Origin of the sequence: Massiliimalia massiliensis (assembly GCF_900155615.1) — a bacterium.
GTDB lineage: Bacteria > Bacillota > Clostridia > Oscillospirales > Ruminococcaceae > Massiliimalia > Massiliimalia massiliensis.
Genome location: NZ_FUHT01000002.1, coordinates 730,244 through 755,059, shown reverse-complemented (window position 1 = coordinate 755,059; position 24,816 = coordinate 730,244). Strand labels below are relative to the sequence as shown.

Genomic DNA, 24,816 nt, shown 5'->3' with positions numbered 1-24,816 from the left:
GCGGCTAATGCCCTATCCTATCCTGATCTTTTCCGTCGGCAGCTTTGACGTCAGCGTGCTGTGTGTTGAGGTAAACGCCAGCAGAATCGTAATTGAGCCTGCCCGTCCGAAGATCATTAACAAGCACATCAGAATCTGGGAAACTATGCTGAGCTGCGGCGTGATCCCCAGAGTGAGCCCCACCGTCGCAATTGCGGAGGTAGACTCAAACAGCACCTCCTGTACAGGCAGCCCGTCGAGGTAAGAGACGATCAGCGTCGCACCGATAGTGAAGGTGACATACATCATCAAAACACAGGCCGCAGTCCGCACTGCACCCTCTTCCACCCGCCTGCCAAAGCATTCTACTGATTTTTTCCGCCGGAACACAGTAAAGATGCTCAGCACCAGCACCGCCAGTGTGGTGGTTTTAATCCCGCCGGCAGTAGAGCCGGTTGAGCCGCCGATAAACATCAGGCAGACCATCAGCAGCTTGCTGGGGGAAGTCAATTCCGCCAGGGGAACGGTATTAAAGCCTGCAGTACGCGAGGTTACTGACTGAAACGCGGCGGTCATCACCTGATAAGAACCGGATTGCCCCTGATAGAGCGCGCCGCCCTGCTCGAACAGCCAGAGCATCGCGCCGCCGGCAATGATCAGCAGTACTGTGGTGCAGATCACAATTTTGGTGTGAAGCCGGTAACGGGAAAAGCGGAGGCGGCAGTGGAGGATATCCGACCATACAAAAAAGCCAAGCCCGCCAATAACAATTAAAAACATTACCACAAGATTTAAAATCCAATTCTGCGCGCCGGTAATCAAAGAGCTCCCCGGCGCAAAGCAGCCCATCAGGTCAAAGCCGGCGTTACAAAAGGCTGACACTGAATGGAAAACAGAAAAGTAAATCCCCTTCATCGCACCCAGCATCGGGCAGAAGTAGAAGCAAAGCGCAATTGCGCCAAGTCCTTCAAAAAGAAGCGTTCCCCAGAGAATCAGCTTGGTCATCCGGACAATCCCGCCGACCTGCGGAGCCGATACCGCCTCCTGCATCAAAACCCGCTCCGAAAGGCCGATTTTCCGTTTAGTCAGGGAAACCAGCGATATGGCAATCGTCATAAAGCCAATCCCGCCGATCTGGATCAGAGCCAAAATAACAAGCTGCCCGAACAGTGTCCAGTGGGTATAAGTATCATACCGGATAAGCCCGGTCACACAGGTTGCAGACGTCGACGTAAAAAAAGAGTCCATAAAGCTGGTCGTCTCGCCCGCCCGGGTCGAAACCGGAAGCAGCAAAAGAACTGTCCCAAGCAAAATAATCAGACAATACCCGATTACGATGATCTTTGTCGGAGACAGCCTCTGGAAAGTTTTCAAAAATCTCACCTATCTCTCAGTCGCATTAGTATTATTATTCTATCATACCCAAATGAAAAAGGAAATAGATAGTTTGTCTAAAAAGCGGTGGCTTTCCATTTGAAATAGAGCAGAAAGCCGAAACGGCTTTCTGCTCTGCCTTGCTGCTATGATTTTAATACCGATTCCCGGAAAGCCTCAATTTCTTCCTCGCTCAGCGGAGATTTGTCATCCCCTACCGAGATGACCTCCTCCGGCTCGCTGATCTCCTGGCTGTAGATTTCCCGCAGGAAATCCTGCTCAGAACTGTCGTCAAACAGCTCCTCAATCAGGTTATCCGCCCGTTTTTCCGGGGTGGCGGCATGCCTTCGCCTTCCCGCAACCATGACAGTCATGATGATCAGGCAGATGATAAAGATAAAGAGCACCGCACAGCCGATCACGGCGGGAACCGTATTCTGCTGATCGGTCAGATAGGCGAGCAGCCTCCCGAATACCGGGCTTTCAAACGAGATCCGACCCACTACATTTTCCTTATTCTCGGTAAAGCTGGAACCGTTGCTGGTCAGTACAATCTGGTTGTCCTGGCTTGACTGGACGCGTTCCATAGTATAGGAAATTTGTCCATCCAGCTTTCCCTGCACCAGCACCTGGTCTCCCTGCTGGTAGTTTTCCTGATGCTCCAGAAAAACAAGGGTTTTTTCATCATCGCCAAACAGATACGCCTTTCCGGACTGAGCATCAGAGGAAAGGTTTGCGGTAATATATACTAACATTGCGCCAAACAGCAGGAATACACAGATCAGCAGCCCGTTAACTACCAAAACCGCCGTACTCAATACTGGCTTTTTAGTTTCACGCAAAGTAAACACCTCATTTCCGAATCCTATTATAACGCAATCCCAGTCCGGTTACAATGCTTTCTCCTTTTGTTCGTGGATTCTGCTGAAAAAAAGGGGTTAATTTTGATGAATTCTCCCTGTCTCCGGCTCTACGTTTCAATTGACTTTCCCTCTTATTTTTCCTATAATAAATTCAGGTGAATGCTCCGGTTTGGCTTTAGAGCCAGAATACAACTGATGAGATGGAAAAGAAGGTTTTTTATGGAGATTTTGTGCTTCGGCGATTCCAATACCTGGGGACACAACCCTGCTGGCCCCAGCCCCCGCTTTACCCGGCAGGAACGGTGGACCGGGCGTCTTGCCGATTCCCTCGGCGCCGGTTACCATATCTACGAGGAGGGCCTTTGCGGCCGAACAACAGTATTCGAAGATCCGTTTGACGCGGGAGTCTGTGGGAAAGAAACCCTCTCTGTCTGCCTTCGCACCCATATGCCGGTAGATCTGGTGGTGATCATGCTGGGCACCAACGACCTCAAGCACTGTTTTTATGCCAGCGCAGACGAGGTCAGCCGTGGGATAGAACGCCTAATTCAAATTGTGCAGAATCCATGGAGCTGCTGGTGTACAGAAAAGCTCCCCGAAATTCTGATCATCTCTCCCATCCTAGTAGGTGAAACAATTGCGGAAGGCCCATTCTGCGAGATGTTCGGCGGACTGCGTTCCCGGGAAATCAGCCTGCAGCTCGCACCGAAAATCAAGCAGATTGCTGAACAATATCACTGTCATTTTCTAAATGCTGCGGATTATGCCGCTCCCTCCCTGGAGGACGCTATCCATATGGATGCCGAGGGACATCGGCAACTGGCGGCGGCTGTTCGGGATAAAATTTTGGAAATCGAAAAGATCTGCGCAGAAAGCCAGTCTCAGTAAACCGGAAACGCTTCCTGTCCCAAAAGCACCTTAAATAGGATGTTGCCGGCCAATAGAAAGCAAAGAGGAAGGGAGATTCCCTTCCTCTTTCTCTCATTCAGTCATTGCATTCATTAGATAAGCTATTAGAAAAGTGTTTTACTGCGTCTCTTCATATCTGTTATGTTTTGTTTTTTTGCAGCTATGCAAGCCAAAAAGAATCTATGTTCTGGTGCTTAAAGGGATTTTGAATGAATTTCCTTAAAGCATTCTTTGCAAATATGTTTTCCCTTATACTCAACGACATCCTTACTGTTGCAAAAGACACACGTAGGAGCATACTTTTTCAAAATAATCTTATCATCTTCCACATAGATTTCCAAACTATCTTCATTTTCTATTTCAAACACTTTCCTTAACTCTTTCGGTAATACGATTCTCCCGAGCTTATCTAATTGACGAACGATTCCTGTCGCTTTCATGTTAGTTAAACCTCCTTATTTGCTATATTCTCGGTAAACTTGTTGTTTACAGTCATAATTATACAATATTTGGAAAAAATTGTCATTACAAAAAATTCGACAAATTGCATCTTTTTCTCTTTCATTGCATATACATGAACAGTGCTTGATGAAAAGGGTGGATGCAAGATGATGAAATGGATTTTTACCGGGCTGGTGCTCCTTTCCATAGTATTTGGCGCCTGTTCCGGACATATCAACGAGGTCTCCAACGCGGCGATCAGCGAATGTTCCAGCGCGGTGACGCTGGTGTTAAAGCTGATGGGTTCCATCTGTCTGTGGAGCGGACTAATGAAGGTAGCGCAGCAGTCCAAGCTTACCGACCAGATCAGCAGGCTGTTAAGCCCGTTTACCAACCTGATTTTCCGGGGTCTGCCTAAAAATTCTCCGGCTTTCTCCTTTATCTCCATGAACATTACCGCCAACCTTCTGGGTTTGGGCAATGCCGCAACTCCGCTTGGGATTGCGGCAATGAAGGCGCTTGCCGAGGAACAGCCGCCCGAGAAGCGGCACACCGCATCCTCCCATATGATTTCCTTTGTGGTTTTAAATACCGCGTCTATCCAGCTTTTGCCGACAACCATTGCGCTGCTTCGGCTGGAATACGGCGCGTCTAATCCGTTAGATGTCCTCCCGGCGATCCTTGCTTCCTCGGTTGTTTCTGTGGTCTGCGGACTATGTTTTGTTCGAATCTGTTCCGGCTTGGAAGCCAAATCAAATCTACAGGTACATCAGCCAGGGAGGGGACGGATATGATTTCATTCAGCAGCTATATTATTCCATGCGTGATCGGTTTTATCCTTTGTTATGGGATTGTAAAAAAGGTACCGGTGTTTGACTGCTTTATTGAGGGCGCTAAGGAAGGAATTCAGGTCAGCCTGCAAATCCTTCCGGCGCTGGTCGGGCTGATGACCTGCGTCGGGATGTTCAAAGCCTCCGGGGCGCTGGACGTTCTTTCTGACTTTTTCGCGCCGCTTGCATCTATTGCAGGCATCCCGAAAGAGGTTGTCCCGCTCGCTATGCTGCGTCCGATCTCCGGAAGCGGGTCGCTTGTCCTGTTTGAGGATCTGCTGAAAAGCCATGGCGCCAATAGCCTGGTAGGGAATGTAGCCAGCGTTATGCAGGGTTCTACCGAAACCACCTTTTATACCATGGCGGTTTATTTCTCCGCCGCGAAAATCACCCGTACCAAATATACTCTTTTCTGCGCGCTGGCCGCCGACTGCATGAGCTTTGTGATGAGCGGCCTCTGCGTTCGCCTATTTATGATGTAGCGATGCGGAGAAAACTAAACCCGCAGGCCATATCAGTGGCCTGCGGGTATCGCTTCGGTTTATGTAACCTACATGGTTCCCAACCCGAAGCTGACGGAAAGTGCGCTGTTTACCTGATCCATTGACTGAGGATCCAAGCTGCCCATTTTTTCCTTTAGCCGTTTTTTGTCAATGGTTCGGATCTGTTCCAATAAAATAATTGAATTTTTTGCCAAGCCGCTGCCGTCCGCAGACACTTCGATATGGGTCGGAAGCTTTGCTTTCCCGCGCTGACTGGTAATCGCCGCCGCAATAACAGTCGGGCTGTGTTTATTTCCCATATCATTCTGTACAATCAAAACAGGCCTGACGCCTCCCTGTTCCGACCCCACTACCGGACTTAAATCCGCATAATAGATATCTCCCCGTTTGATCGACACGTAGAACACTCCTTATTTCAAAAAATCATTCCGGTTTTCATTTAATAGTCTGGAACGATTCCTGTCCGTTTATGCAAGCCCGAGAAATTTGGGGAGTAATTTTCTCAGCATAACTCTTTACTACATCATATTAAATATGGTATAGTTATGTTAATAAAAAATTTTGTCGAACCAGGACATGCCTGTTATAAGACAGAAGGGGGCGCTGTCATAATGATACCCGGTTTCCTTTGGGTAACCCAGCCTGAAGAATTTGAACAATGCCGTTTTGTGCGTACGCAGGTTTTTATAGAGGAACAGGGCTTTTCCAACGAATTTGATGAAATGGATCAAACCGCCCATCATCTCCTGTTTCTGGATGATGAAAAGCCGGTTGCGACCGCCAGGCTCTTTCTTTACCAAGGGGAATGGCATGCAGGCCGCGTCTGTGTGCTTAAAAGCTACCGGGGAAGGGGAATCGGTGCGTTCCTCATGAAGGAATGCATCAAAAAGGCTTCGGAACTGGGACAGAGCCAAGTCCTGTCCATCAGCGCCCAGCTTCAGGCGCGCCCGTTTTATGAAAAGCTCGGCTTTCGCTCTCAGGGCGAGCCTTATCTTGATGAGCATTGCCCGCATATCAAGATGTCCTATCATATCCAGGAGGAGTTGACATGAAAATTTTGAAACAGCCTATCATGCCGATCCCGGCAATCCTAATCACCCTGTTGACCATTCTCACAAACTACCGGGTTACAATAAACGAAATGCCGCCGGGAAGCTTTGTGATGTTTATGACCCTGTTCTTTATTCTCGGCTGGATTTTCGTAATCACGATCTGCATCAAATACTATTACCGGCTAGTCCTGTTTTTCTTTGCGATCTACTGGTTTGCTTCATTTATCTTTTGCACTATCCCGGCTTTCGTTCTTCTTTTCAATACCTTTCCGCCGGATTTTGTATCAATTACAAACGTCATCTTTGTTTCACCCTTTTACGGCCTGCATGATCTGCTTTCTGAGCTCATCACGATGGCGGTCGGAGCTGGTTTCTCCGTGGTTATGGCAATCATCTGCTTCTTGTGTACCAGAAGGAAAGGCGACAGCCTGCCCAAGCCAAAACGCAGGCGGAAAAAGAAACAGCAGGAAGTAAAAATGAAATAGTGGGAAAAACAGAAAAAGCCGGTAGTAACCGGCTTTTTCTTTACCCGCTATTTGTTTTCCCATTTTGCAAACATTCTCTCGCTGCTAAGACCGCTCGGCCGGTTAAACCGCCTGAGCCGGATCAACTCCCCGTTCGGGCACATTCCGGCTGAAAGGGTGTTCACCTTTTCCTCGCAGGTCAGTACAATCTGAAATCCCATTTCCTTTAAAATATCATCGGTGGTTTTGGAAAAGGTGCCGAACGGATAGGCGAAAACCATTGCCTGTGTACCGAGCTCCTGCTCTATCTCGTTGTTTAACGAGCCAATGTCGGAGAAAAGAAGCTGGCGGTACTGTTCATCGGTTTCGCTTTCCAGCTTGCGGATTCCTTTCCTGTTGGAAACCTGATGCAGCTCATAGGTGTGATTCCCAACCTCAAAAACGCCGGAATCCTGCATCTCTTTGAGTTCTTCCCAGTTGGCATGGGCATAGCTGACGCTTTTTGTCACGTCTCCGGAATAGAGATCGGTGTATTTTCCAATGATCGAGATAACCGCAGTCATGTTATATTTCTTTAAAAGGGGAAAGGCATACGCATAGGTGCTCTCATATCCGTCGTCAAAGGTGATTAAAATCGGTTTTTCGGGAAGCGGTGTTCCAAGGGTAACATATTCTTCAACCTGTTTGAGCGTCACTGTAGTATATTTTTTCTCCTTGATATAGATTAAATCCCGTTCAAATTCCTCGGGCGAAACAACATAGGATCCATGCCGGGACTCCTCCTTCAGCATATGATGATACATCAGGACAGGCAGCTGCACCTGCTCTCCCTGTATGCCGGCGGCGGCCGTTTCGGTCATCGGACGACCAGTAAATGCTGTGAACACTGTATTTCCAATCATGACTGCAATCAGCAGAATTGCAGACAAAACCCCAATTACATTTTCTTTCACGTTTCCCATACCTTTCTCACTCAAGTATTATCATTTTTATGCAGGGAATAGAAAGCTTAGAAGCAATCAGGAAAGGAGCTTTAGAAGGATGAAGGCCGATCTTCACGAAATTTTGTCCCAATATGAAATCCGTTCCTACGGAATCTGTGATTTTCGTCAGATTTCATCCTTTCTCCCCTGCAGGAATCAGGAGCAGATTCCGGAGGAAGCCAAAAGCGTCATTGTCTGCGCTTTCCCTTATTATACCGGAGAATATCCGCAGGCAAACGTATGCAAATACGCTATGGTGCCAGATTATCATTATGTTGTACGGCGGCTGTTGAACCAAGCCTGCGCCGCCCTGTCTGAAGCTTTTTCCGCCCAGTTTGTGGGGTTTTCCGATGTGTCAGCCCTCCCCGAACGGGAGTGTGCCCTGGCCTCGGGCTTAGGGTTTCAGGGCGTCAACGGGCTTGTGATCCATCCTCAGTACGGCACTTTTTTTGTAATCGGCGAAATTGTCACTGATTATCTCTTTCCCTTTGACCAGCCGTTAAGTCAAACCTGTTTGCACTGCGGAAGCTGCGTCCGCCGCTGCCCGTCGGGCGCTATTGCCCAAACTGGGATCGACTATTCCCGCTGCCTGTCGGCTATTACGCAGCAAAAGGGAGAGCTTTCTCCTCAGGAGCAGGAACTGATGCAAAAAAACGGGTTAATCTGGGGCTGCGACTGCTGTCAGAACTGCTGTCCGCATAATCAGAATCTCCCCATAACACACCTATCCGCCTTTTCAGAGGATGTTGTTCCTATCGTGAACGAGGAGAATCTGAGCTCCCTGATGAAAACCCGCGCTTTCGGTTATAAGGGAAAGAAGCTGCTCCGGCGGAATCTAGAAATCATCAACAGAAAGCCGAAATGACAGAGGGGCGGCGAAACTGTTAGTTTCGCCGCCCCTCTGTCATCTTCTATTGCCAAAAATACGGCCAGACAATCCCATCTCTTTTTCCATCCCGTGACCACACGCATTCCCAGTCAGCTAAATTCCATGCTCCCGCCGCTCCTTTTTCATAGGTGCATAAATAGGCGGCGTCCCGTCCTTCTTCTACGTAATACACAGCGGCTTCCTTTTTTTGATAACGGATTACCCGCATCCCATCTACCCTTTCTGCTGCCGAAGGCTGCAATGCCTCTTCAAATTCCTTCCCGTAATGATGAGTCAGAATTTCATAGCGCAGGAATGGGAATACCCACAATGTCAATGCAAAGCAGGATGCCAACACAACCAATTTCAGCCAATGCCGTTTCATGCTAACTCTACCTCGATTTCAAAATGTTCTTCTATCATATTCCTTTTCTCTTAAAAATGCAAGCTGAATTTCGCGATAACTTTTCTGCTTATCCGGACAACGTCCTGTTCATCTTGCCTAGCGCTAAAATGATAAAATCGGCCGCTTCCTTTCTGTCTTTCCTGCATTTGGCAAAAATGGGAGATTCTTATATTCAAAAAATACATCTTGCAATGTTTTAAATTCCCCAGTATAATAAAGCTACAATCACTTTGCTGAATCAGCAAATAAATGAAGGAGACTGACAAAATGAAAAAAAGGCTTAGCTTACTGCTTGCGTTGGTTCTGGCATTTTCTTTAACGGCCTGCGCAGAAGCACCTCAAGACGCAAATCTGAAAGAGCCCTCTAATGTTACTAATGAAAGCGAACCGGCGAAAGAACCAAGCACCGAACAGGAACCATCCGGACAAGCCTCCATTGCGGAAACAGTCCTTGTGGACGAATCTGATATTAAAATTACAGCTACTGGACTGGATGCCGATGGTTTTCTCGGCGTTGAGGTCAAATTACTGATTGAAAATAATTCGGATCAGGATTTAACCTTCCAGGCACGTAATGTGTCTGTCAACGGATACATGGTAGAGCCGATTATGTCCGCTGATGTTGCCGCTGGAAAAAAGGCAAATGATTCCATGACGCTGGATTCCTCTGAGCTAGAGGCCTGCGGGATCAAAACTATTGCAGACATTGAATTTGCATTTGCTGTTATGACCACAGAGGACTATGAAGCATATCTGGATACCAAGCAAATCCAGTTGAAAACCTCTGCTGCGGAAGGCTTTGAATACAGCTACGACGAAGCCGGTACCCCTGTTTATGAAGGAAACGGCATTAAAATCGTTGCCAGAGGCTTATCTGAAGATGACTCTATCTTCGGGCCTGGCCTGATTCTGTATATCTATAATTCCGGTGATAAGGCAGTTACCATCCAAACACAAGATGTTTCGGTAAACGGCTTTATGCTAGATCCGATTTTCTCCCAGGATGTTTTCCCAGGGAAACATTCCGTCTCTGCCGTTACTTTTATGGATACGGATTTAGAGGAGAACAATATTACCAATATCTCGGAGATCGAACTATCCTTCCACATTTTTGATACAGATAGCTGGGATTCTATTACGGATACCGACAAGGTAACCCTGTCCTTCTAAAATCCGCTATCCTATTTATGATAGTATCTATTAACAGAGGAGACGCCCAAGCCGGGCCTCCTCTGTTTCATTTTGGAAATGCCTAAAGATCAGACGGAATGAATTGACCTTGAAAAGCCGACCGGAATGTATTATAATAAGGATGAATCTAAGCGCGATAAACTGCGCGAAGAAAAGTTTAATGAAATGGATGGTAATATTAGAGATGGCAAACAAAATTTTAGTAGAAACCTCTGCCCGTCACGTCCATGTGACAAAAGAAGACCTTGAAACCTTATTTGGCGCAGGCGCTGCCCTGACCAACAAAAAGAATCTCTCCCAGCCGGGACAGTTCGCCTGTGAAGAACGAGTGAAGGTTGTCGGCCCAAAAAGCGAGATGGCCGGCGTCAGCATTTTAGGGCCGGAACGTCCTGCAACTCAGGTTGAAATTTCTTTGACCGATGCAAGAAAGCTCGGAATCGACGCGCCGATCAGGGAATCAGGCGACACTGCCGGAAGCGGCGGATGCAAGCTTGTTGGCCCATGCGGTGAAGTAGAATTAAAAGAAGGCGTAATCGTTGCAAAACGCCATATCCACATGACACCGGAGGATGCTGCATCCTTTCATGTTGCAGATAAAGAAGTGGTTGCCGTAAAAATTAACACGCCGGAACGAAGCCTTACCCTGGGCGATGTTGTCGTCCGTGTCAGCCCGAAATTTGCGCTGGCCATGCATATCGATACGGATGAGTCCAATGCGGCCGCCTGTCCAAGAGGAGAAGTGTACGGCGAGCTGGTCAAAGGCTAATCGGACTAGTTTGGATTTTACATAAAAGGGGGGTGACGCCTCATAAAGCGTCACCCCCCTTTTCCTTTTATTTATGATGTGTTTGTAAATATTTGTTCCTGAACATTTACAAATAGTATCAAATATGATATGCTTATACTATATGTAGGAAAATCGTATCTAGATAAAAGGAGGATTCGTATGGCTGAAAACCAGTTTTTGTTATATAAAGACAAACCATTGGTAAAATACGGCAACACCATTTATTATGGCGATATGGCTGACGACTATGTGATCATGATGCAAATCCTGAATAAAAAGAATTGGCATGACCAGGAGTTTTGCGGAAAAATTTCCGTCAAGCTGATCATGACAGATGAAACCAAAAACCCATTGGAACGGATTGTAAAATCCAGCGAAAAAGAAGGGCTGTATCCGGCATTGGACATCGCTTCCGTCTGGCTTCATGACGCGTTGAGAAAATCGTAAAAAAATGGCAGAAGATCATTCTGCCATTTTTTATTTAAAGCATAACAAATTGGGGGTTAAAAAATGGTTATCGTAACAACAGATTACATCTCTGGAAAAAAGCTTCAAACGCTCGGTATAGTAAAAGGGCAGATTGTGCAGTCGAAAAACATTGGGCGGGATATCGGCGCATCCTTTAAGACACTGGTCGGTGGTGAAATCAAGGCCTACTCTGAAATGCTCGCGGAAGCCCGCGCTATTGCCACAAGAAGGATGGTAGAAGAGGCAGAGGCACTCCAGGCGGACGCCGTGATTAACGTACGGTATGCGTCCAGCGCCGTCATGACGGGTGCGGCGGAAATACTCGCTTATGGAACCGCAGTGAAATTTGTGGAAGATTAAGCCGGAGAAAACAGAAAGATATTGGTAGGATTTTGCCAAAAATCCTACCTCTCCTTTCCTCAAATTATCAATTCAGCCATTTTTCGAAAGAAGCGGCTTTTTTTGAAAAAAAGTGTTGACACAGCTTGTCTTTTGTTATATAATATAAAACGTTCCAGCAAAATGGCTGGCTGTAGAAATGGCGGTATAGCTCAGTTGGCTAGAGCACGCGGTTCATACCCGCGGTGTCATTGGTTCAAATCCAATTACCGCTACCATTTTTTTAATATCGGCCCGTTGGTCAAGCGGTCAAGACTCCGCCCTTTCACGGCGGCATCACGAGTTCGATTCTCGTACGGGTCACCAAAGAACCGGAAGAAATTTCTTCCGGTTCTTTTTATTAATATGTTTTATTTGTTGTCAGGGGGGCATCGATATTGTTAAGTTACCGGCACGCTGTAAAGGCAGATGCGGATTTATTGATCAGCCTATATGATAGCGCTTTTTATCAGGATTTTCTCAGATATGGTGAATGTCCGGCATATGGAAAAACAAGACACCAAATGGAGAAATCCATAGAAAGGTTCAGTAAAGAAATCATTATATACAACAACACCCCAGTTGGTGTGATATCAGTTGCCAACAAAGGAAACGGTAATTATTTCGTAGGATGCCTTTGTGTGATTCCAGAATTTCAAAACATGGGAATCGGAGCGCAGGCAATTAATCATTTTCTGGAAAGCCACCCCGACTGCAACAAAATTTCGCTAGTAACCCCCCTTGATAAAAAGGAGAATATCAGGTTCTATACTAAAAAATGTGGTTTTAAAATCGATGGAACCGAATTTGACGGAACTGTCCTTGTTGCGCGGCTGATACGAGAGCGGTCATAGATGGTATCGAAAAAAAGCTGACGATTGAATCGTCAGCTTTTTATGTTTTCACATCTATTGTTTTCCGTTAGATAAACAGCGGGGAAACCGGTTTGTCTTCGTAGATTCTTGCAATCGCTTCCGCAAAAACCGGGCCCACCTTCAGCATTTTGATTTTATCGATCCGTTTTTCTTCCGGAAGGGCAATCGTATCCAGCAGCACGACTTCCTTGAGCACGCTGTCCTGAATCCGTTCAATCGCCGGGCCGGAGAGCACGCCGTGGGTCGCGCAGGCGGAAACCTCTTTCGCGCCGCCGATTTCAATAATCGCCTTCGCCGCGTTGCACAGGGTTCCTGCCGTATCAATCATGTCGTCCACCAGGATGACCCTTTTGCCTTCCACGTTTCCGATAATATTCATGACCTCACAGACATTCGCGCGCTGCCGTCTCTTATCGACGATTGCCAGCGGCGCTTCGATCCGCGCTGCAAAATTACGCGCACGGGTTACAGAGCCGAGGTCAGGAGAAACAACCATCACATCCTCGTTCTGTCCCTCAAATTTTTCAATAAAGTAAGGAGCCAGAATCGGCACACCCAGCAGATGATCTACCGGTATGTTAAAAAATCCCTGAATCTGCGGTGCGTGAAGGTCCATGGTCAGCACCCTGTCTGCACCGGCAGTGGTTAATAAATCTGCACAAAGCTTAGCGGAAATCGGGTCGCGGGCCTTTGCTTTTCTGTCCTGCCTAGCGTAGCCAAAATACGGAATAACTGCGGTAATCCGGCCTGCTGAAGCCCGTTTAAAGGCATCAATCATAATCAACAATTCCATTAGATTGTCGTTGACCGGATAGGATGTGGACTGGACGACAAATACATCTGATCCTCGTACGGATTCTTTGATAGAGACTGAGATTTCTCCATCACTAAAGGTGACGACCTCCGAAGCTCCCACCGGAAGCCCTAAATCTTTCGCGATATCGGCTGCTACCGCTTTGTTAGAGTTCGCAGTGAAAATCTTGATATCCTTACCATGCAAATTCATTTCTCTAGCTCCTTATTCTGTTGTATATATTCCTTTTTCTGAAAAGTGTATGGGCTTACGCTGTTTCCCTTTTCAGTTTACACCTTTTTTTTGCGTCCTGCAAGCTTTTTCGCGGCAAAGCCCGGCTTCTCTTCCTGCCTGGAGCGGGCAATCGCCAGCGCATAATCCGGGACGTCTTTTGTAATGGTCGAGCCCGCCGCAGTATAGGCGCTCTTGCCTACCCGAACCGGCGCAACCAGGTTGGTATTGCAGCCAATAAAGGCTTCGTCCTCAATCCGGCAGCGATGCTTGTGTACTCCGTCATAATTAACGGTCACAACGCCGCACCCAAAGTTTACGTTCTTCCCGACGTCGCTGTCCCCGACATAGGTCAGGTGGGAAATCCCGGTTCCTTCTCCGATGGTGGAATTCTTCACCTCCACAAAATCTCCGATATGGACAAAGGATTTGATCTCGCTGTTCGGCCGGATATGGACAAACGGCCCGATGTCCACGTCAGAGTGGATCCTTGACTGGTAACACTGCACTGCGTTTAGTTTTACCCTGTCGCCGACCGTCGACTTCTGGATCAGGCTGTTCGGCCCGATCACGCAATCCTCGCCGATCACTACATGGTCTTTGATAATGGTACCGCCCAGGATCACTGTATCCGCGCCGATCTGCGCATCCGGCGAAATCATCACGCCGTCGGTGGAGGCAAAGGTCACGCCGTTTTCCATATGGCGGTAAATGATGCTCATCCGCATCTTTTCATTTAATTCATACAAGTCCTTCCGGGAATTGGCGCCCAGAATAATGTCGCTGTTTTCCGCGCAATAGCCGCCGACCCGTTTGCCTGCCGCAATGGTCAGGCCAATGGTGTCGGTCAGGTAATATTCACCCTGCGCATTGTTTGGCTGCAGGAGAGAAAGCATTTCCAGCAGGTGGGCGGTGTTAAACCAGTAAACTCCGGAATTGATCTCCTTAACCGCCTGCTCCTTTTCCGTTGCGTCGCGCTGCTCCACAATCTTTGCAATCGCGTCGCCGTCCCGGATGATCCTCCCGTAGCCAGTCGGATCCTGAAGCAGGGCTGTCACAACAGTTACCGCATTATTCTGCCTTTTATGCTGCAGATAGGCCGCCTCAATGACCTCTGCGGACAGATAAGGCGTATCGCCATACAGCACCAGGACATCCGTTCCAATATTTTCTTGAAGGAATTCCCGCGCCATCATTACCGCGTGGCCGGTTCCCCGCTGTTCCGCCTGTAAAACCGTCTCTGCCGGCATGTGCTCCCAGGTACTGAGATAGGCCTCCACCTGTTCGGCTTCAAAGCCGGTTACAACACAGACCTTTTCCACTTCCGCCTGACGGCAGGTTTCCAACACATACCCAAGCATTGGCTGGAAAAGAATCTCCGCCAATACCTTCGGCTTTTTTGACTTCATGCGAGTACCTTTTCCGGCTGCTAAAACAACCGCGCAAGTATCCTTCATCACCAAAAGCCACCTTTTCCATTATTAAAGTCGAAAAAAGGGGGATAAAATGCTGTCATTTTCCCCTTTTCTACCCTTCTATTATTGCAATTTTTATTACATTTTTCAAGTCTTTCCTTTAAAGTTTGGTAAATGTTTTAAATTTTAGTAAAAAACGCAAATTTTTTGATAAATATATAGAAAAATCAGATTCGATTTGTTATAATAGCGGTATAGGCTTAGATTCATTAAGTCGAGATTGAACAGGGCTGTTGTCACTTGCGAAACCCAGACGCTTTTGCAGGTGTATTGTCATGTTCAAAAAAATATTTATGGAGGTAATAATAGTGAGTAAAAAATTTGTTTACCTTTTCTCCGAAGGTAACGGCAAAATGCGTGAACTTCTCGGCGGGAAAGGTGCAAACCTTGCTGAAATGACAAATCTTGGCTTGCCAGTTCCGCAGGGCTTTACAATCACCACCGAAGCTTGCACCCAGTACTATGAAGACGGCAGAAAAATCAACGATGAAATCATGGCGGAAATCATGGAAAACATCGAAAAGATGGAAACCATCGTTGGCAAAAAATTCGGCGACAAAGAGAACCCGCTTCTCGTTTCCGTCCGTTCCGGCGCAAGAGCTTCTATGCCTGGTATGATGGACACCATCCTGAACCTCGGCTTGAATGAAGAAGTTGTAGAAGTTATGGCTAAAAAATCCGGCAATCCGCGTTGGGCCTACGACTGCTACAGAAGATTTATCCAGATGTATTCCGACGTTGTTATGGAAGTCGGCAAGAAATACTTTGAAGAACTGATCGACAAAATGAAGGAAGAAAAAGGCGTCACCCAGGATACTGAGCTGACCGCTGAAGACCTGAAGGAACTCGCAAATCAGTTCAAAGCTGAATACAAGGAAAAAATCGGCGAAGACTTCCCGACTGATCCGAAGGAACAGCTTATGGGCGCAGTCAAAGCTGTTTTCCGTTCTTGGGACAACCCCAGAGCGAATGTATACAGAAGAATGAACGATATCCCTTATTCTTGGGGTACTGCTGTTAACGTCCAGATGATGGCGTTCGGCAACATGGGCGATACCTCTGGTACTGGTGTTGCATTCACCAGAAACCCGGCTACCGGTGAAAAGAAACTGTTCGGTGAATTTTTGATGAACGCACAGGGCGAAGACGTTGTTGCCGGTGTCCGCACCCCGCAGCCAATCGACCAGCTCGCAGAAGTTATGCCGAACTGCTACAATGAATTCGTTGAAATCTGCAATACTCTGGAAAACCACTACAGAGACATGCAGGACATGGAATTCACCATTGAAGACAAAAAGCTGTACATGCTCCAGACCAGAAACGGTAAGAGAACCGCTGCTGCTGCTCTGAAAATCGCCTGCGACCTCGTTGACGAGGGCATGATCTCTGAAAAAGAAGCTGTCCTGATGATCGATCCGAGAACACTGGACTCCCTGCTCCACCCGCAGTTCGACGCTGCTGCCCTGAAAAAGGCTGCGCCGATTGGTTCTGCGCTGGCTGCTTCTCCAGGGGCTGCCTGCGGACGAGTTGTTTTCTCCGCTGACGATGCAAAATCCTGGGCTGAAAAGGGCGAAAAGGTTGTTCTGGTTCGTCTGGAAACCTCTCCGGAAGATATCGAAGGCATGGTTGCCGCGCAGGGTATCCTGACCGTTCGCGGCGGTATGACCTCTCACGCTGCTGTTGTTGCCCGTGGTATGGGTACCTGCTGCGTTTCCGGCTGCGGCGACATTAAGATGGACGAAGAAAATAAACAGTTCACCTTAGGCGGCAAAACCTATAAGGAAGGCGACTATATTTCCCTGGATGGTTCTACCGGTATGATCTACGGCGAAGCAATCCCGACTGTAGAAGCTTCTATCAGCGGCGAATTTGGCAGGCTGATGGCTTGGGCTGACAAATACAGAGCTCTGAAAGTCAGAACGAATGCAGATACTCCGCGTGATGCAAAACAGGCCCGTGCATTTGGTGCAGAAGGAATCGGCCTGTGCCGTACGGAGCACATGTTCTTTGACGCTGACAGAATTCCGGCAATCCGTGAAATGATTGTTGCTGATACTGTTGAACAGAGAGAGGCTGCTCTGGCTAAACTGCTCCCAATGCAGCAGGGCGACTTTGAAAAATTATATGAAGCAATGGAAGGCAACCCGGTAACCATCCGGTTCCTCGATCCTCCGCTTCACGAATTTGTTCCGACTGAAGAAGATGATATCAAGGCTCTGGCTGACACCATGGGCAAAACTGTTGCCGATATCAAAGCGATTATCGATGGCCTGCACGAATTCAACCCGATGATGGGTCACCGTGGCTGCCGTCTGGCTGTCACCTATCCGGAAATTGCCGCAATGCAGACAAGAGCTGTTATCCAGGCCGCTCTGGCTGTCAAAGCCAAACACCCGGATTGGGAAATGGTTCCGGAAATCATGATCCCGCTGGTTGGCGAAGTAAAAGAGCTTGCTTATGTTAAGAGCGTTGTAACCTCCACAGCAGATGAAGTAATTGCTGCCGCTGGTTCTGACCTCAAATACAAAGTTGGTACCATGATCGAAATTCCGCGCGCTGCTTTAACCGCTGATGAGATCGCGAAGGAAGCAGAGTTCTTCTCCTTCGGTACAAACGACCTGACCCAGATGACCTTCGGCTTTAGCCGTGACGATGCTGGTAAATTCCTCGACGCTTACTATGACAAGAAGATTTACGAAAATGATCCGTTTGCAAAATTGGATCAGGACGGCGTTGGCAAGCTGATTAAAATGGCTGCTGACCTCGGTAAATCTACCCGCCCGGACATCAAGCTTGGTATCTGCGGCGAACACGGCGGAGATCCGTCCAGCGTTGAATTCTGCCACAATGCAGGCCTCAGTTATGTTTCCTGCTCACCGTTCCGTGTGCCGATCGCTCGTCTGGCTGCCGCTCAGGCTGCTCTGAAAAGCGAAGGAAAATAAGGAATAAATGGCTTCATGTTTTAATCCCCTGCAGGCATAGCCTGCAGGGGATTTTGTTGGCAGCTTTTTACTATAATTCTATAATCGCTGTCTGCCGGTCTAATAGTGTGACGTTACTATGATTTTTTTGTGTAAATGATTGACAGAAAGCCACATTCTATATTATAATGTAGACAAATGAATAGCAGCAATTTAAATCCATTATAAAGTTGCAGTTATGGTGTTTTAAAAGCAAAGCAAACGAAAGTTTGCGACGCAAAGCTATAGGGCCTTTTACATGGCAGCCAGCTGTCGCTATTGATTGGAATCAATCTAAGCGACAGCTTTTTTATTTTTTAACTGCTTCTTAGTAATACGTAATACGATTGAAAAAGTACAATCTATCGTTTGCAAAATAAAACTAAAAAATATCCTTCTTCGTATGAAAAAGAGTGAAAATTCCATGATGGAAATTGCGTACTTTTTTAGGTAAACCTAAGATTATCAGATTCATTCAGAAAGTATTGTGTGTCTGCACGGACTAATTTATCTTAAATCTCTATCCTATAAAAAAGAGGGGAATTACATTTATGAATGTTATTTTGACCCTGCTGGCTGTCGCAACCGGCATTCTTTTAATCGTTATCGTTCTCAGGGCAATGAAGCATAAACGAATGAATGAATTTCAAGCTGTAGCCTGGCTAGTGGGCGCCGTAGGAATTATAATCCTGGGTATTTTCCCTCAGATTATCCCCTGGGTTGCCGGCTTGCTGGACGTCTGGTGGCCACCGGCCGTTCTTATTTTTTTCCTATTGGTGCTCATGTTTTTTATTGTATTCCATCATGCTCAATCCATCTCAACCCTGACCGCACAACTGATGGAACTATCCATGCAGGTCACGCTGCTGAAGCACGAAAACCAAAAACTGAAAGAGAAACAAAAAGAAGATGAACCACCGACTCCGAAAAAGTGAGGGATTAAATTGAACGTTTTAGTATGCAGCAAATATAACAACTTCTGTGCCCAGCTCTCCCGCAGACTGAAAAAGGAACGGCATGAAACCTATCTTTTAACCGGCTCGCAATATGGAAACAATCATATCTCGCCAAATATATTCCAGGAATACCACTTCACATATCAAAACGAAAATATTACCCGGATCATGAAAAATGCCGCGCCGGACGTCGTCATCATTGGCGGTGCGATGGACTCCCATTTTACCTGGCGTGACGCACAAAGCCAATCGGTCGAATATATCTCGGGAATGACCAATCTTTTAATGGCGGCAAAAACTGCAGGAGTAAAACGAGTGATCTACTGTTCCTCCATCAAGGTCTTTGAAGGGAACAGCGAAGAAATGATTATGCCGGACACCCAGCCGATAAGCCTATCCTTCCAGGCTAAGGCTTACCGTCAGGTGGAGCTGCTGTGCGCGCAGTATCAGGAGCCGGGAAAATTCGACGTCGAAATTCTTCGATTTCCTGAGGTGTACGGAGAACTGGGTGAAGGCCTCCGAACCGGAGATATCTGCATGGCTATGACCATGGAAATGATAAAAAACCAAGTCATCCATTATGAGCCAAACCGCAGGCGTTCCCTGCTTTATCTCGACGATGCGGTTGATGTATTAATGAAGGTGCTGGATCAAAACAGCACCCGCAAGCTCTACCAGGTATGCGGAGCTGCCTGCGACGAGCAGGAACTTGCGCTCACTTTAGTGCGGATCAGCCCGGATAAATCCGTAAGGCTTGAGGAATTGGAACAGGTAAATTCCCATCCCTACCCGGCTTCAGTTTCAGGGACGCAGGAGGAGCTGCTGCATTTTAAGCCGAAATATTCCCTGGAAGAGGGTCTGAAGCTCCTGTTTCAAGCTTCCAAAAAAGTAGAAAAACACGCGCAAAAAGAAAAAAAGACCTCCGCGGCAAAAAAAATGGCGGTATCTTTGCTCGAAACAGCCGGCCTGTTTGTTGTGACTCTGCTGATTACTATCTTTCTGTCCGGTACCTGGGTTGCTGAAACCATTGACTTTTTCCTGATCTTTGTCGTTATCATCGCGGTCACCTATGGAATCCCTTATGCGCTGTTCGGAACACTCCTGTCTACTGTTGCCAAAATTGTCTTTGCCCTGCAAAGCGTCGAGCAATTTAACTCCCTCAATGACTACCGATTCTTCCTGTCCATCCTACAGCTTATTATTGTCGGCGTCATAGTCGGATTTATGAAAGATAAATATAAGCGCCTGAATGCAGACCTTCATGATGAAAATACCTACCTGCAAAAAGAACTTGCGGATATCACCCGAATTAATGACAGTAACCTGTATGTGAAAAACGTTTATGAAAAAAGGCTGGTCAATTACAAGAACAGCCTGGCTAAAATTTATGATATCACCAGCCAGCTTGATTTTATGGAACCGCGCAAGGTCATCTTCCAGGCGGCAAATGTCGCCGCGCAGACCATGGAGACCAAGCACGTCGCAATCTACATTGCCAGCCGGAAATCCCAGTTCTTCCGTCTGGCGGCCTCTTCCTCGGAAAAGGCTTCTCAGATGGGAAAATCGTTGCGGTTTGATGAAAAGCTGTATTTCTACGAAGCGCTTGTGAATCATGAAATTTACCTCAACCGCAGTATGGATCAGCGGCAGCCCACCTTTATCGGCGCTACCTACAGCGATGACCGGGTTGATACCATCATCATGGTTTGGGAAGAAGCTCTGGATCAGGTAAATCTTTACCAGAGCAACGTCATGGCACTCGTTTGCCGGCTGATCGAAAAATCAATGAGCCGGGCTGTCCTGTACGAAGAATCTATTGCAGAGGATTCCTATCTGCCTGGGAGCAGGGTTATGAAATTTGAAGCTTTCACTGAAATTGTACGCACCTATCGGGAAGGCGAAGCCGCCGGACTTTTGGAATACACGCTGTTAAGGCTTGAAATCCCTTCCTCTGTCCCAGTACAGGCCGTTATTCCTGATATTGAGCGCTCTGTCCGGGATACTGATTATATTGGAATGCAGGGGAACCGCTTTTATATCCTTCTGTCAAATTCCAATCATGAGGAAGCACAATTTGTACTGCAAAGGCTGAAGGACAGAAATCTGTCGGCCGAAATGGTGAAAAGTGAAACAATCGTAGGAGCAGATGATGAATAGAATAATTTTAATAATCCTGCTGGCTGTAAACCTTCTTGCCGCGGTTATCTATCTGGTTTTTCAAATCAGCAGAGGGCAAAAAAGAAAAGGGCTTGTAATTTTCTTGTTTCTTCTTTTCGCGCCTGTTGTCGGAGGGCTTTTTCTGCTGTGCGCAGAAGGAATGAACCTGCTGCTGTTCCGCAGACGGGATGACCGGCTTAACGAAGCGGAATTAAGCTTCAGCAAAAATAAAATCCGCGTGATAACGGATGCAGATATCGAAAAGGAAGCAGATCATGTCCCCGTCGAGGAGGCGCTTCTTGTCTCGGATAAGTTCAGCAAACGCCAAGTCTTTCTTGAGCTTTTAAAAAAGGATGATTTCGAAAACTCCCTGGATACCATCAAGGGCGCCGTTGAAAACGATGACATGGAAATTTCCCATTATGCCGCAACCTTTGTTACAGATGCGGTGAACCGTTATAAAAAGAAAGAACTACAGATGCGGGTTCTCTGTACGGAATCCTCCGCCAGCAGCGACCGGATCGCCTATATCCGCTATCTCTGCGAAATTCTGGGATACCACATTTTCAGCATCCCGGAACAGCGCAGCTATCTGAGCCGTCTGGACGAACAGATGGAAGCTCTTCGGGAGGAGAACCCATTTGCTCTTGACGGAGAGATGCTTTCGGATCTCATCTCATTTTGGGAAGAACAGGGCAATTCCTCAAAAGCGGAGGAATGGATGCATTCTGCCCGGCTTTTGAGTGAAGACGATCTGGAAGCTGCAAAGCTATGCTTGCAATATTATTACCGTCACGGTCAGCAAAGGGAATTCTTTGAGCTTCTGGAGACGGTCAAACAATCTTCTTTGGAGCTTGACAATGAAGCGCTCGAGTGGGTGAGATATTATAATAATTAATTGGAGTTTTTGACGAATGATTTGGGATCATGCCATCTACGCACTGCAGACGCTCGCCGGATATTTTGTCCTTTGTGTGTTTCTGCCGTCGCTCTGCCTTTATCGTTTTGTAGAGAAGAAGAGCTTTGCATACCGGTTTGTATTTTATCAGGCAGCAGCGAATATTTACCTCAACTTAATTGGATTCCTGCTGGCTTACTGTAAAATTTTCAACACTTTAACAGTTTGGCTTTTCGTCGGCCTGTTGCCTCTCGCTGCGGCTGCCTTTATTCGAAGAAAACAGCTTATCAAACGGTTCCGGCAGTTATCAGCTACCATGACTGACGTCATCACACAAACCTACGGTCTCCGAATATTCTTTAAAAATGCCCGGGAAGCCCTTCTGGCACGTCTGAAGAGATTTTACAAACGCTTTCTGAAAAACCGCCTTCTAGAATGGATTCTACTGATACTGGGCCTTGCTTTTCTTGTCTGGTTTTATGGGGATTATAAATTACACAACGCAGGCTACGGCCATACTGACGAAGAAACGCATCTCTACTGGATTCAATCGATCTTCGAAAACAACGCGTTCCCCACAGGACTTTATCCGCATGGGATGCATTTCCTGGTCGCAATCATCTCCTGCTTCTTTGGAATTTCCCCTGTTGGAAGCTATTTAAATTTTTCTATTGTCTCGCTGATTCTGATTTTTATCTTTCTCTATATTGCATTTCGGAAAATATTCCGTTCACGATACGCTGTTGTTTTTGGATGGGGCTTTTTCCTGATCACCAATATTTTTGCCGCCTCAACCTATTTCAGATTCCAGATATCCTTTCCGATGGAATTTGGTTTTGTACCGTTAATGGCGACAATTTACGGTCTTGTTTCCTATTTCAAGGATCGGCGGCGCACCTCCTGGTGGCTATTTGCCATGTCTCTGGCCTGGGGCTTTTACGCCCATTTTTATATCACAATTTTTACCGCCTTTCTCTGTGCAGCATTCGGTCTTTTGTTCCTGATTCCTATGTGGAAGAAAAAAATCCTTCATAAGGTTCTTCTTTCCGGGCTCGCTGGAATTATGATTGCGCTGGCACCCTTCGGCGCCGGTTTTCTTGCCGGGCATCCGTTTGAGCGTTCCATTTCCTGGGCGCTTGGCGTTATGGGGGAAAACGCGGGCGAAGATACCGAAGAAGGGACAAACGAAGACACGCCGGCTGAAACGGAAGAGGAAAACACCTTCTCCTTTCAAAATCTGCCGGATTTGGATACGGTCATTACCTATATGGCCGACTCCTGCTTCACCTCAAGGGACTCTGCAAAGGCGGTGCTCCTGCTTCTCTGTATCCTGACAGCTTACGGCCTTATCGGCCTGGTTGTCAGCCGGAAAAGGCGCATGCAATATCTTCTGTATCTTTTCCTGGCTCTATCCTGGGTGTTCAGTCTGATTCTTTATCTATGCTATTTTGTTGGGCTTCCTGTACTGATCGAAATGAAACGGATGTCTACCTTTCTTTCTATCATGTGCATCCCGCTCTTTGTCGTGCCGTTTCAGATTCTTGCCGATCTGCTGATGCTCTTTTCCGGGAAAAAGGAATCTCAGCGCTTCCAGAATATCACGCTGCTTATTTTAGGCGTTTTCCTTCTTGGGTCAGTCTGGAAAAGCGGCGCTGTTAAAGAAGAGCGCTATTATGAGATTACCATTTCCGAAGCAGATGCCCTCCTTTGCATGGAGCTGCTCCACAATGCCGATCCCTTCACCTGGACGGTAATTTCTCCGACTAATGACCTTGCCATGATCCGAAATTCCGGATACCACTATGAAATTCTTGACCTGCTTGAGGAGGTTGACAGCGGGCAGGCTGCCATTTATATCCCAACCCAGTATGTTTACGTTGTAGTAGAAAACCTGGTGACCGACTTTAATGACAGCAGGCGTGAAATTGACGGAAGCGACCGCGCTGAAATGGCTGTGCCAGTCAGTCCAGAATACGCGTTGGATGATTCAGTTGATGTTTACACCGTCTATGGGGACAGTCCCGACCGTGCCTATTATTTTAGCCGAAAAACCGTAATGTCCCGGCTATACTATTGGATGGAGAAGGTAAAAGAGGCATATCCACAGGAGGTTTCCGTATATTATGAGGATTCGACCTGTACTGTCTATCAGATTGAACAGGATGAATATTTCCTGCTGAATCTGGCGGTAAAATACCGCACAGATTTGGAAGAAAGGGTTGCAAAAGATGAAACTTCATGACGTATTACTGATCATTCCCGCCTACAATGAGGAAAAAAACATCGGCGGCGTCCTGCAGGCTATGGTCGACTATGGCATTATGGAAAAGATGGATGTCTTGGTAATCAACGACGGCTCAAAGGACAAGACCGCTGAAATCGCTTCCCAGTATCCGGTAGAGGTAATCAGTCAGGTTTTTAATATGGGATATGGCGCGGCTTTACAGACAGGCTATAAATATGCTGCCGACTATGGCTACGAATACCTGCTCCAGATGGATGCTGACGGACAGCACGACCTGAAAAATCTTGAGCTTCTTTATCAAAAGCTATGCGATCTTCCCCAAGACGGGCAAAAGCAGCCTGATATTGTAATCGGTTCCCGCTTTTTGGAGGGAAGCCAATCCTTCCCGATGTCCAAGATCCGTATTTTTGCGATCAATATGTTCCGGGCCGTTATCTTTGCAGCGACAGGCTATCGCCTGACCGACCCGACCAGCGGACTCCAGGGCTTGAACCGGAAGGCATTCATTTACTATGCGGGCTACTCAAACTTTGACATCAAATACCCGGATCTAAATATGGTAGTCCAGATGCTCCTTCTTGGATTCCATATCGAGGAATTTCCGGCAATTATGCACCTGCGTACCGAAGGTGTTCCCATGCACTCCGGAATCTGGCATGCGATCCAGTATATGGTGGTCATGTCCCTGAGCACCTTTAACGCAATTCTCCGATACCACAGAAAGTAAGGT

25 protein-coding genes, 2 tRNA genes and 1 riboswitch are annotated in these 24,816 nt (G+C 47.1%); of the genes, 19 read left to right on the top strand and 8 right to left on the bottom strand.

Going from position 1 to position 24,816, the window contains the following annotated elements; genetic code table 11:
• Positions 1–12 precede the first annotated feature (12 nt).
• Together CZ360_RS03725 and CZ360_RS03720 are read right to left on the bottom strand one after the other, a co-directional pair.
• On the bottom strand, positions 13–1,353 hold the full coding sequence (locus CZ360_RS03725; RefSeq protein ID WP_229407976.1) for a TrkH family potassium uptake protein: 1,341 nt from the start codon (positions 1,351–1,353) through the stop codon (positions 13–15).
• A gap of 146 nt (positions 1,354–1,499) precedes the next feature.
• Positions 1,500–2,195 carry a hypothetical protein gene (locus CZ360_RS03720; RefSeq protein ID WP_077532822.1) on the bottom strand — a complete coding sequence of 232 codons (696 nt, stop codon included), beginning with the start codon at positions 2,193–2,195 and terminating at the stop codon, positions 1,500–1,502.
• 240 nt (positions 2,196–2,435) lie between these two features.
• On the opposite strand from CZ360_RS03720, the gene CZ360_RS03715 reads away from it, so the two are divergent.
• Positions 2,436–3,104 carry an SGNH/GDSL hydrolase family protein gene (locus tag CZ360_RS03715; protein ID WP_159438098.1) on the top strand — a complete coding sequence of 223 codons (669 nt, stop codon included), beginning with the start codon at positions 2,436–2,438 and terminating at the stop codon, positions 3,102–3,104.
• A 215-nt stretch (positions 3,105–3,319) separates the two neighbouring features.
• Here CZ360_RS03715 and CZ360_RS03710 read toward each other — a convergent pair whose 3' ends face one another.
• Complete coding sequence (locus CZ360_RS03710) at positions 3,320–3,565, bottom strand: AbrB/MazE/SpoVT family DNA-binding domain-containing protein (RefSeq protein ID WP_077532820.1); 246 nt, start codon at positions 3,563–3,565, stop codon at positions 3,320–3,322.
• A gap of 168 nt (positions 3,566–3,733) precedes the next feature.
• Between CZ360_RS03710 and CZ360_RS03705 the strand changes: the two genes are divergently transcribed.
• Both CZ360_RS03705 and CZ360_RS03700 read left to right on the top strand, forming a co-directional pair.
• Complete coding sequence (locus tag CZ360_RS03705) at positions 3,734–4,360, top strand: nucleoside recognition domain-containing protein (RefSeq protein WP_229407975.1); 627 nt, start codon at positions 3,734–3,736, stop codon at positions 4,358–4,360.
• Positions 4,357–4,878 carry a spore maturation protein gene (locus CZ360_RS03700; protein WP_077532819.1) on the top strand — a complete coding sequence of 174 codons (522 nt, stop codon included), beginning with the start codon at positions 4,357–4,359 and terminating at the stop codon, positions 4,876–4,878. The genes CZ360_RS03705 and CZ360_RS03700 overlap by 4 nt, the downstream gene beginning before the upstream one ends.
• A gap of 68 nt (positions 4,879–4,946) precedes the next feature.
• Here CZ360_RS03700 and CZ360_RS03695 read toward each other — a convergent pair whose 3' ends face one another.
• Positions 4,947–5,297, bottom strand: a complete 351-nt coding sequence (locus CZ360_RS03695) for a type II toxin-antitoxin system PemK/MazF family toxin (RefSeq protein WP_077532818.1) — start codon at positions 5,295–5,297, stop codon at positions 4,947–4,949.
• A 213-nt stretch (positions 5,298–5,510) separates the two neighbouring features.
• On the opposite strand from CZ360_RS03695, the gene CZ360_RS03690 reads away from it, so the two are divergent.
• Together CZ360_RS03690 and CZ360_RS03685 are read left to right on the top strand one after the other, a co-directional pair.
• Complete coding sequence (locus tag CZ360_RS03690; RefSeq protein WP_159438097.1) at positions 5,511–5,951, top strand: GNAT family N-acetyltransferase; 441 nt, start codon at positions 5,511–5,513, stop codon at positions 5,949–5,951.
• Positions 5,948–6,436: a hypothetical protein gene (locus tag CZ360_RS03685; protein WP_077532816.1), complete on the top strand. Its 489-nt coding sequence runs from the start codon at positions 5,948–5,950 to the stop codon at positions 6,434–6,436. Before CZ360_RS03690 ends, CZ360_RS03685 begins: the two co-directional genes overlap by 4 nt.
• Positions 6,437–6,483: 47 nt before the next feature.
• Here CZ360_RS03685 and CZ360_RS03680 read toward each other — a convergent pair whose 3' ends face one another.
• The gene (locus CZ360_RS03680; RefSeq protein WP_159438096.1) at positions 6,484–7,368 is read right to left on the bottom strand and encodes a polysaccharide deacetylase family protein; all 885 of its coding nucleotides are present in this window, start codon (positions 7,366–7,368) and stop codon (positions 6,484–6,486) included.
• Positions 7,369–7,456: 88 nt separating this feature from the next.
• Here CZ360_RS03680 and CZ360_RS13895 point away from each other — a divergent pair, with 88 nt between their 5' ends.
• Positions 7,457–8,263: an epoxyqueuosine reductase gene (locus tag CZ360_RS13895; RefSeq protein ID WP_159438095.1), complete on the top strand. Its 807-nt coding sequence runs from the start codon at positions 7,457–7,459 to the stop codon at positions 8,261–8,263.
• Positions 8,264–8,309: 46 nt separating this feature from the next.
• On the opposite strand, the gene CZ360_RS03670 is transcribed toward CZ360_RS13895, so the two are convergent.
• Positions 8,310–8,651: a hypothetical protein gene (locus CZ360_RS03670; protein ID WP_077532814.1), complete on the bottom strand. Its 342-nt coding sequence runs from the start codon at positions 8,649–8,651 to the stop codon at positions 8,310–8,312.
• Positions 8,652–8,939: 288 nt separating this feature from the next.
• Between CZ360_RS03670 and CZ360_RS03665 the strand changes: the two genes are divergently transcribed.
• From CZ360_RS03665 to CZ360_RS03630, 7 genes are all read left to right on the top strand, one after another.
• Positions 8,940–9,842, top strand: a complete 903-nt coding sequence (locus CZ360_RS03665; RefSeq protein ID WP_077532813.1) for a hypothetical protein — start codon at positions 8,940–8,942, stop codon at positions 9,840–9,842.
• Between the two features lie 205 nt (positions 9,843–10,047).
• Positions 10,048–10,629 carry a phosphate propanoyltransferase gene (locus tag CZ360_RS03655; RefSeq protein WP_077532811.1) on the top strand — a complete coding sequence of 194 codons (582 nt, stop codon included), beginning with the start codon at positions 10,048–10,050 and terminating at the stop codon, positions 10,627–10,629.
• 180 nt (positions 10,630–10,809) lie between these two features.
• Positions 10,810–11,097, top strand: coding sequence for a hypothetical protein (locus tag CZ360_RS03650; protein ID WP_077532810.1), 288 nt, complete (start codon positions 10,810–10,812; stop codon positions 11,095–11,097).
• Positions 11,098–11,160: 63 nt separating this feature from the next.
• Positions 11,161–11,478, top strand: a complete 318-nt coding sequence (locus CZ360_RS03645) for a YbjQ family protein (protein ID WP_077532809.1) — start codon at positions 11,161–11,163, stop codon at positions 11,476–11,478.
• 180 nt (positions 11,479–11,658) lie between these two features.
• Positions 11,659–11,735, top strand: a tRNA-Met gene (locus CZ360_RS03640).
• 13 nt (positions 11,736–11,748) lie between these two features.
• Positions 11,749–11,823: transfer RNA gene (locus CZ360_RS03635), tRNA-Glu, on the top strand.
• A gap of 71 nt (positions 11,824–11,894) precedes the next feature.
• Positions 11,895–12,350 carry a GNAT family N-acetyltransferase gene (locus CZ360_RS03630; protein WP_229407974.1) on the top strand — a complete coding sequence of 152 codons (456 nt, stop codon included), beginning with the start codon at positions 11,895–11,897 and terminating at the stop codon, positions 12,348–12,350.
• A 67-nt stretch (positions 12,351–12,417) separates the two neighbouring features.
• Here the strand turns inward: CZ360_RS03630 and CZ360_RS03625 are convergent, their stop codons facing one another.
• Positions 12,418–13,377 carry a ribose-phosphate pyrophosphokinase gene (locus tag CZ360_RS03625; RefSeq protein WP_077532807.1) on the bottom strand — a complete coding sequence of 320 codons (960 nt, stop codon included), beginning with the start codon at positions 13,375–13,377 and terminating at the stop codon, positions 12,418–12,420.
• 77 nt (positions 13,378–13,454) lie between these two features.
• Positions 13,455–14,852 carry a bifunctional UDP-N-acetylglucosamine diphosphorylase/glucosamine-1-phosphate N-acetyltransferase GlmU gene (glmU, locus tag CZ360_RS03620; protein ID WP_077532806.1) on the bottom strand — a complete coding sequence of 466 codons (1,398 nt, stop codon included), beginning with the start codon at positions 14,850–14,852 and terminating at the stop codon, positions 13,455–13,457.
• 311 nt (positions 14,853–15,163) lie between these two features.
• On the opposite strand from glmU, the gene ppdK reads away from it, so the two are divergent.
• From ppdK to CZ360_RS03590, 6 genes are all read left to right on the top strand, one after another.
• Positions 15,164–17,812: a pyruvate, phosphate dikinase gene (gene ppdK, locus CZ360_RS03615; protein WP_407656938.1), complete on the top strand. Its 2,649-nt coding sequence runs from the start codon at positions 15,164–15,166 to the stop codon at positions 17,810–17,812.
• A 220-nt stretch (positions 17,813–18,032) separates the two neighbouring features.
• Positions 18,033–18,108: riboswitch (cyclic di-GMP riboswitch) on the top strand.
• Between the two features lie 273 nt (positions 18,109–18,381).
• Entirely contained in the window at positions 18,382–18,765 is a 384-nt protein-coding gene (locus CZ360_RS03610; protein WP_077532805.1) for a DUF2304 domain-containing protein, read from the top strand.
• 9 nt (positions 18,766–18,774) lie between these two features.
• Positions 18,775–20,943 carry an NAD-dependent epimerase/dehydratase family protein gene (locus tag CZ360_RS03605; RefSeq protein WP_159438094.1) on the top strand — a complete coding sequence of 723 codons (2,169 nt, stop codon included), beginning with the start codon at positions 18,775–18,777 and terminating at the stop codon, positions 20,941–20,943.
• Positions 20,933–21,841: a hypothetical protein gene (locus tag CZ360_RS03600; protein WP_143530134.1), complete on the top strand. Its 909-nt coding sequence runs from the start codon at positions 20,933–20,935 to the stop codon at positions 21,839–21,841. The genes CZ360_RS03605 and CZ360_RS03600 overlap by 11 nt, the downstream gene beginning before the upstream one ends.
• A 16-nt stretch (positions 21,842–21,857) precedes the next feature.
• Positions 21,858–24,083 carry a glycosyltransferase family protein gene (locus tag CZ360_RS03595; RefSeq protein ID WP_077532802.1) on the top strand — a complete coding sequence of 742 codons (2,226 nt, stop codon included), beginning with the start codon at positions 21,858–21,860 and terminating at the stop codon, positions 24,081–24,083.
• Complete coding sequence (locus CZ360_RS03590) at positions 24,070–24,813, top strand: glycosyltransferase family 2 protein (protein ID WP_077532801.1); 744 nt, start codon at positions 24,070–24,072, stop codon at positions 24,811–24,813. Before CZ360_RS03595 ends, CZ360_RS03590 begins: the two co-directional genes overlap by 14 nt.
• The last annotated feature ends 3 nt before the right edge of the window (positions 24,814–24,816 follow it).

Bases quoted from the DNA above. Each gene is read 5' to 3' on its own strand.
- CZ360_RS03715 (WP_159438098.1), top strand. From the start codon at position 2,436: ATGGAGATTTTGTGCTTCGGCGATTCCAATACCTGGGGACACAACCCT.
- CZ360_RS03710 (WP_077532820.1), bottom strand. From the start codon at position 3,565: ATGAAAGCGACAGGAATCGTTCGTCAATTAGATAAGCTCGGGAGAATC.
- CZ360_RS03705 (WP_229407975.1), top strand. From the start codon at position 3,734: ATGATGAAATGGATTTTTACCGGGCTGGTGCTCCTTTCCATAGTATTT.
- CZ360_RS03700 (WP_077532819.1), top strand. From the start codon at position 4,357: ATGATTTCATTCAGCAGCTATATTATTCCATGCGTGATCGGTTTTATC.
- CZ360_RS03690 (WP_159438097.1), top strand. From the start codon at position 5,511: ATGATACCCGGTTTCCTTTGGGTAACCCAGCCTGAAGAATTTGAACAA.
- CZ360_RS03685 (WP_077532816.1), top strand. From the start codon at position 5,948: ATGAAAATTTTGAAACAGCCTATCATGCCGATCCCGGCAATCCTAATC.
- CZ360_RS13895 (WP_159438095.1), top strand. From the start codon at position 7,457: ATGAAGGCCGATCTTCACGAAATTTTGTCCCAATATGAAATCCGTTCC.
- CZ360_RS03670 (WP_077532814.1), bottom strand. From the start codon at position 8,651: ATGAAACGGCATTGGCTGAAATTGGTTGTGTTGGCATCCTGCTTTGCA.
- CZ360_RS03665 (WP_077532813.1), top strand. From the start codon at position 8,940: ATGAAAAAAAGGCTTAGCTTACTGCTTGCGTTGGTTCTGGCATTTTCT.
- CZ360_RS03655 (WP_077532811.1), top strand. From the start codon at position 10,048: ATGGCAAACAAAATTTTAGTAGAAACCTCTGCCCGTCACGTCCATGTG.
- CZ360_RS03650 (WP_077532810.1), top strand. From the start codon at position 10,810: ATGGCTGAAAACCAGTTTTTGTTATATAAAGACAAACCATTGGTAAAA.
- CZ360_RS03645 (WP_077532809.1), top strand. From the start codon at position 11,161: ATGGTTATCGTAACAACAGATTACATCTCTGGAAAAAAGCTTCAAACG.
- CZ360_RS03625 (WP_077532807.1), bottom strand. From the start codon at position 13,377: ATGAATTTGCATGGTAAGGATATCAAGATTTTCACTGCGAACTCTAAC.
- glmU (WP_077532806.1), bottom strand. From the start codon at position 14,852: ATGAAGGATACTTGCGCGGTTGTTTTAGCAGCCGGAAAAGGTACTCGC.
- ppdK (WP_407656938.1), top strand. From the start codon at position 15,164: ATGGAGGTAATAATAGTGAGTAAAAAATTTGTTTACCTTTTCTCCGAA.
- CZ360_RS03610 (WP_077532805.1), top strand. From the start codon at position 18,382: ATGAATGTTATTTTGACCCTGCTGGCTGTCGCAACCGGCATTCTTTTA.
- CZ360_RS03600 (WP_143530134.1), top strand. From the start codon at position 20,933: ATGATGAATAGAATAATTTTAATAATCCTGCTGGCTGTAAACCTTCTT.
- CZ360_RS03595 (WP_077532802.1), top strand. From the start codon at position 21,858: ATGATTTGGGATCATGCCATCTACGCACTGCAGACGCTCGCCGGATAT.
- CZ360_RS03590 (WP_077532801.1), top strand. From the start codon at position 24,070: ATGAAACTTCATGACGTATTACTGATCATTCCCGCCTACAATGAGGAA.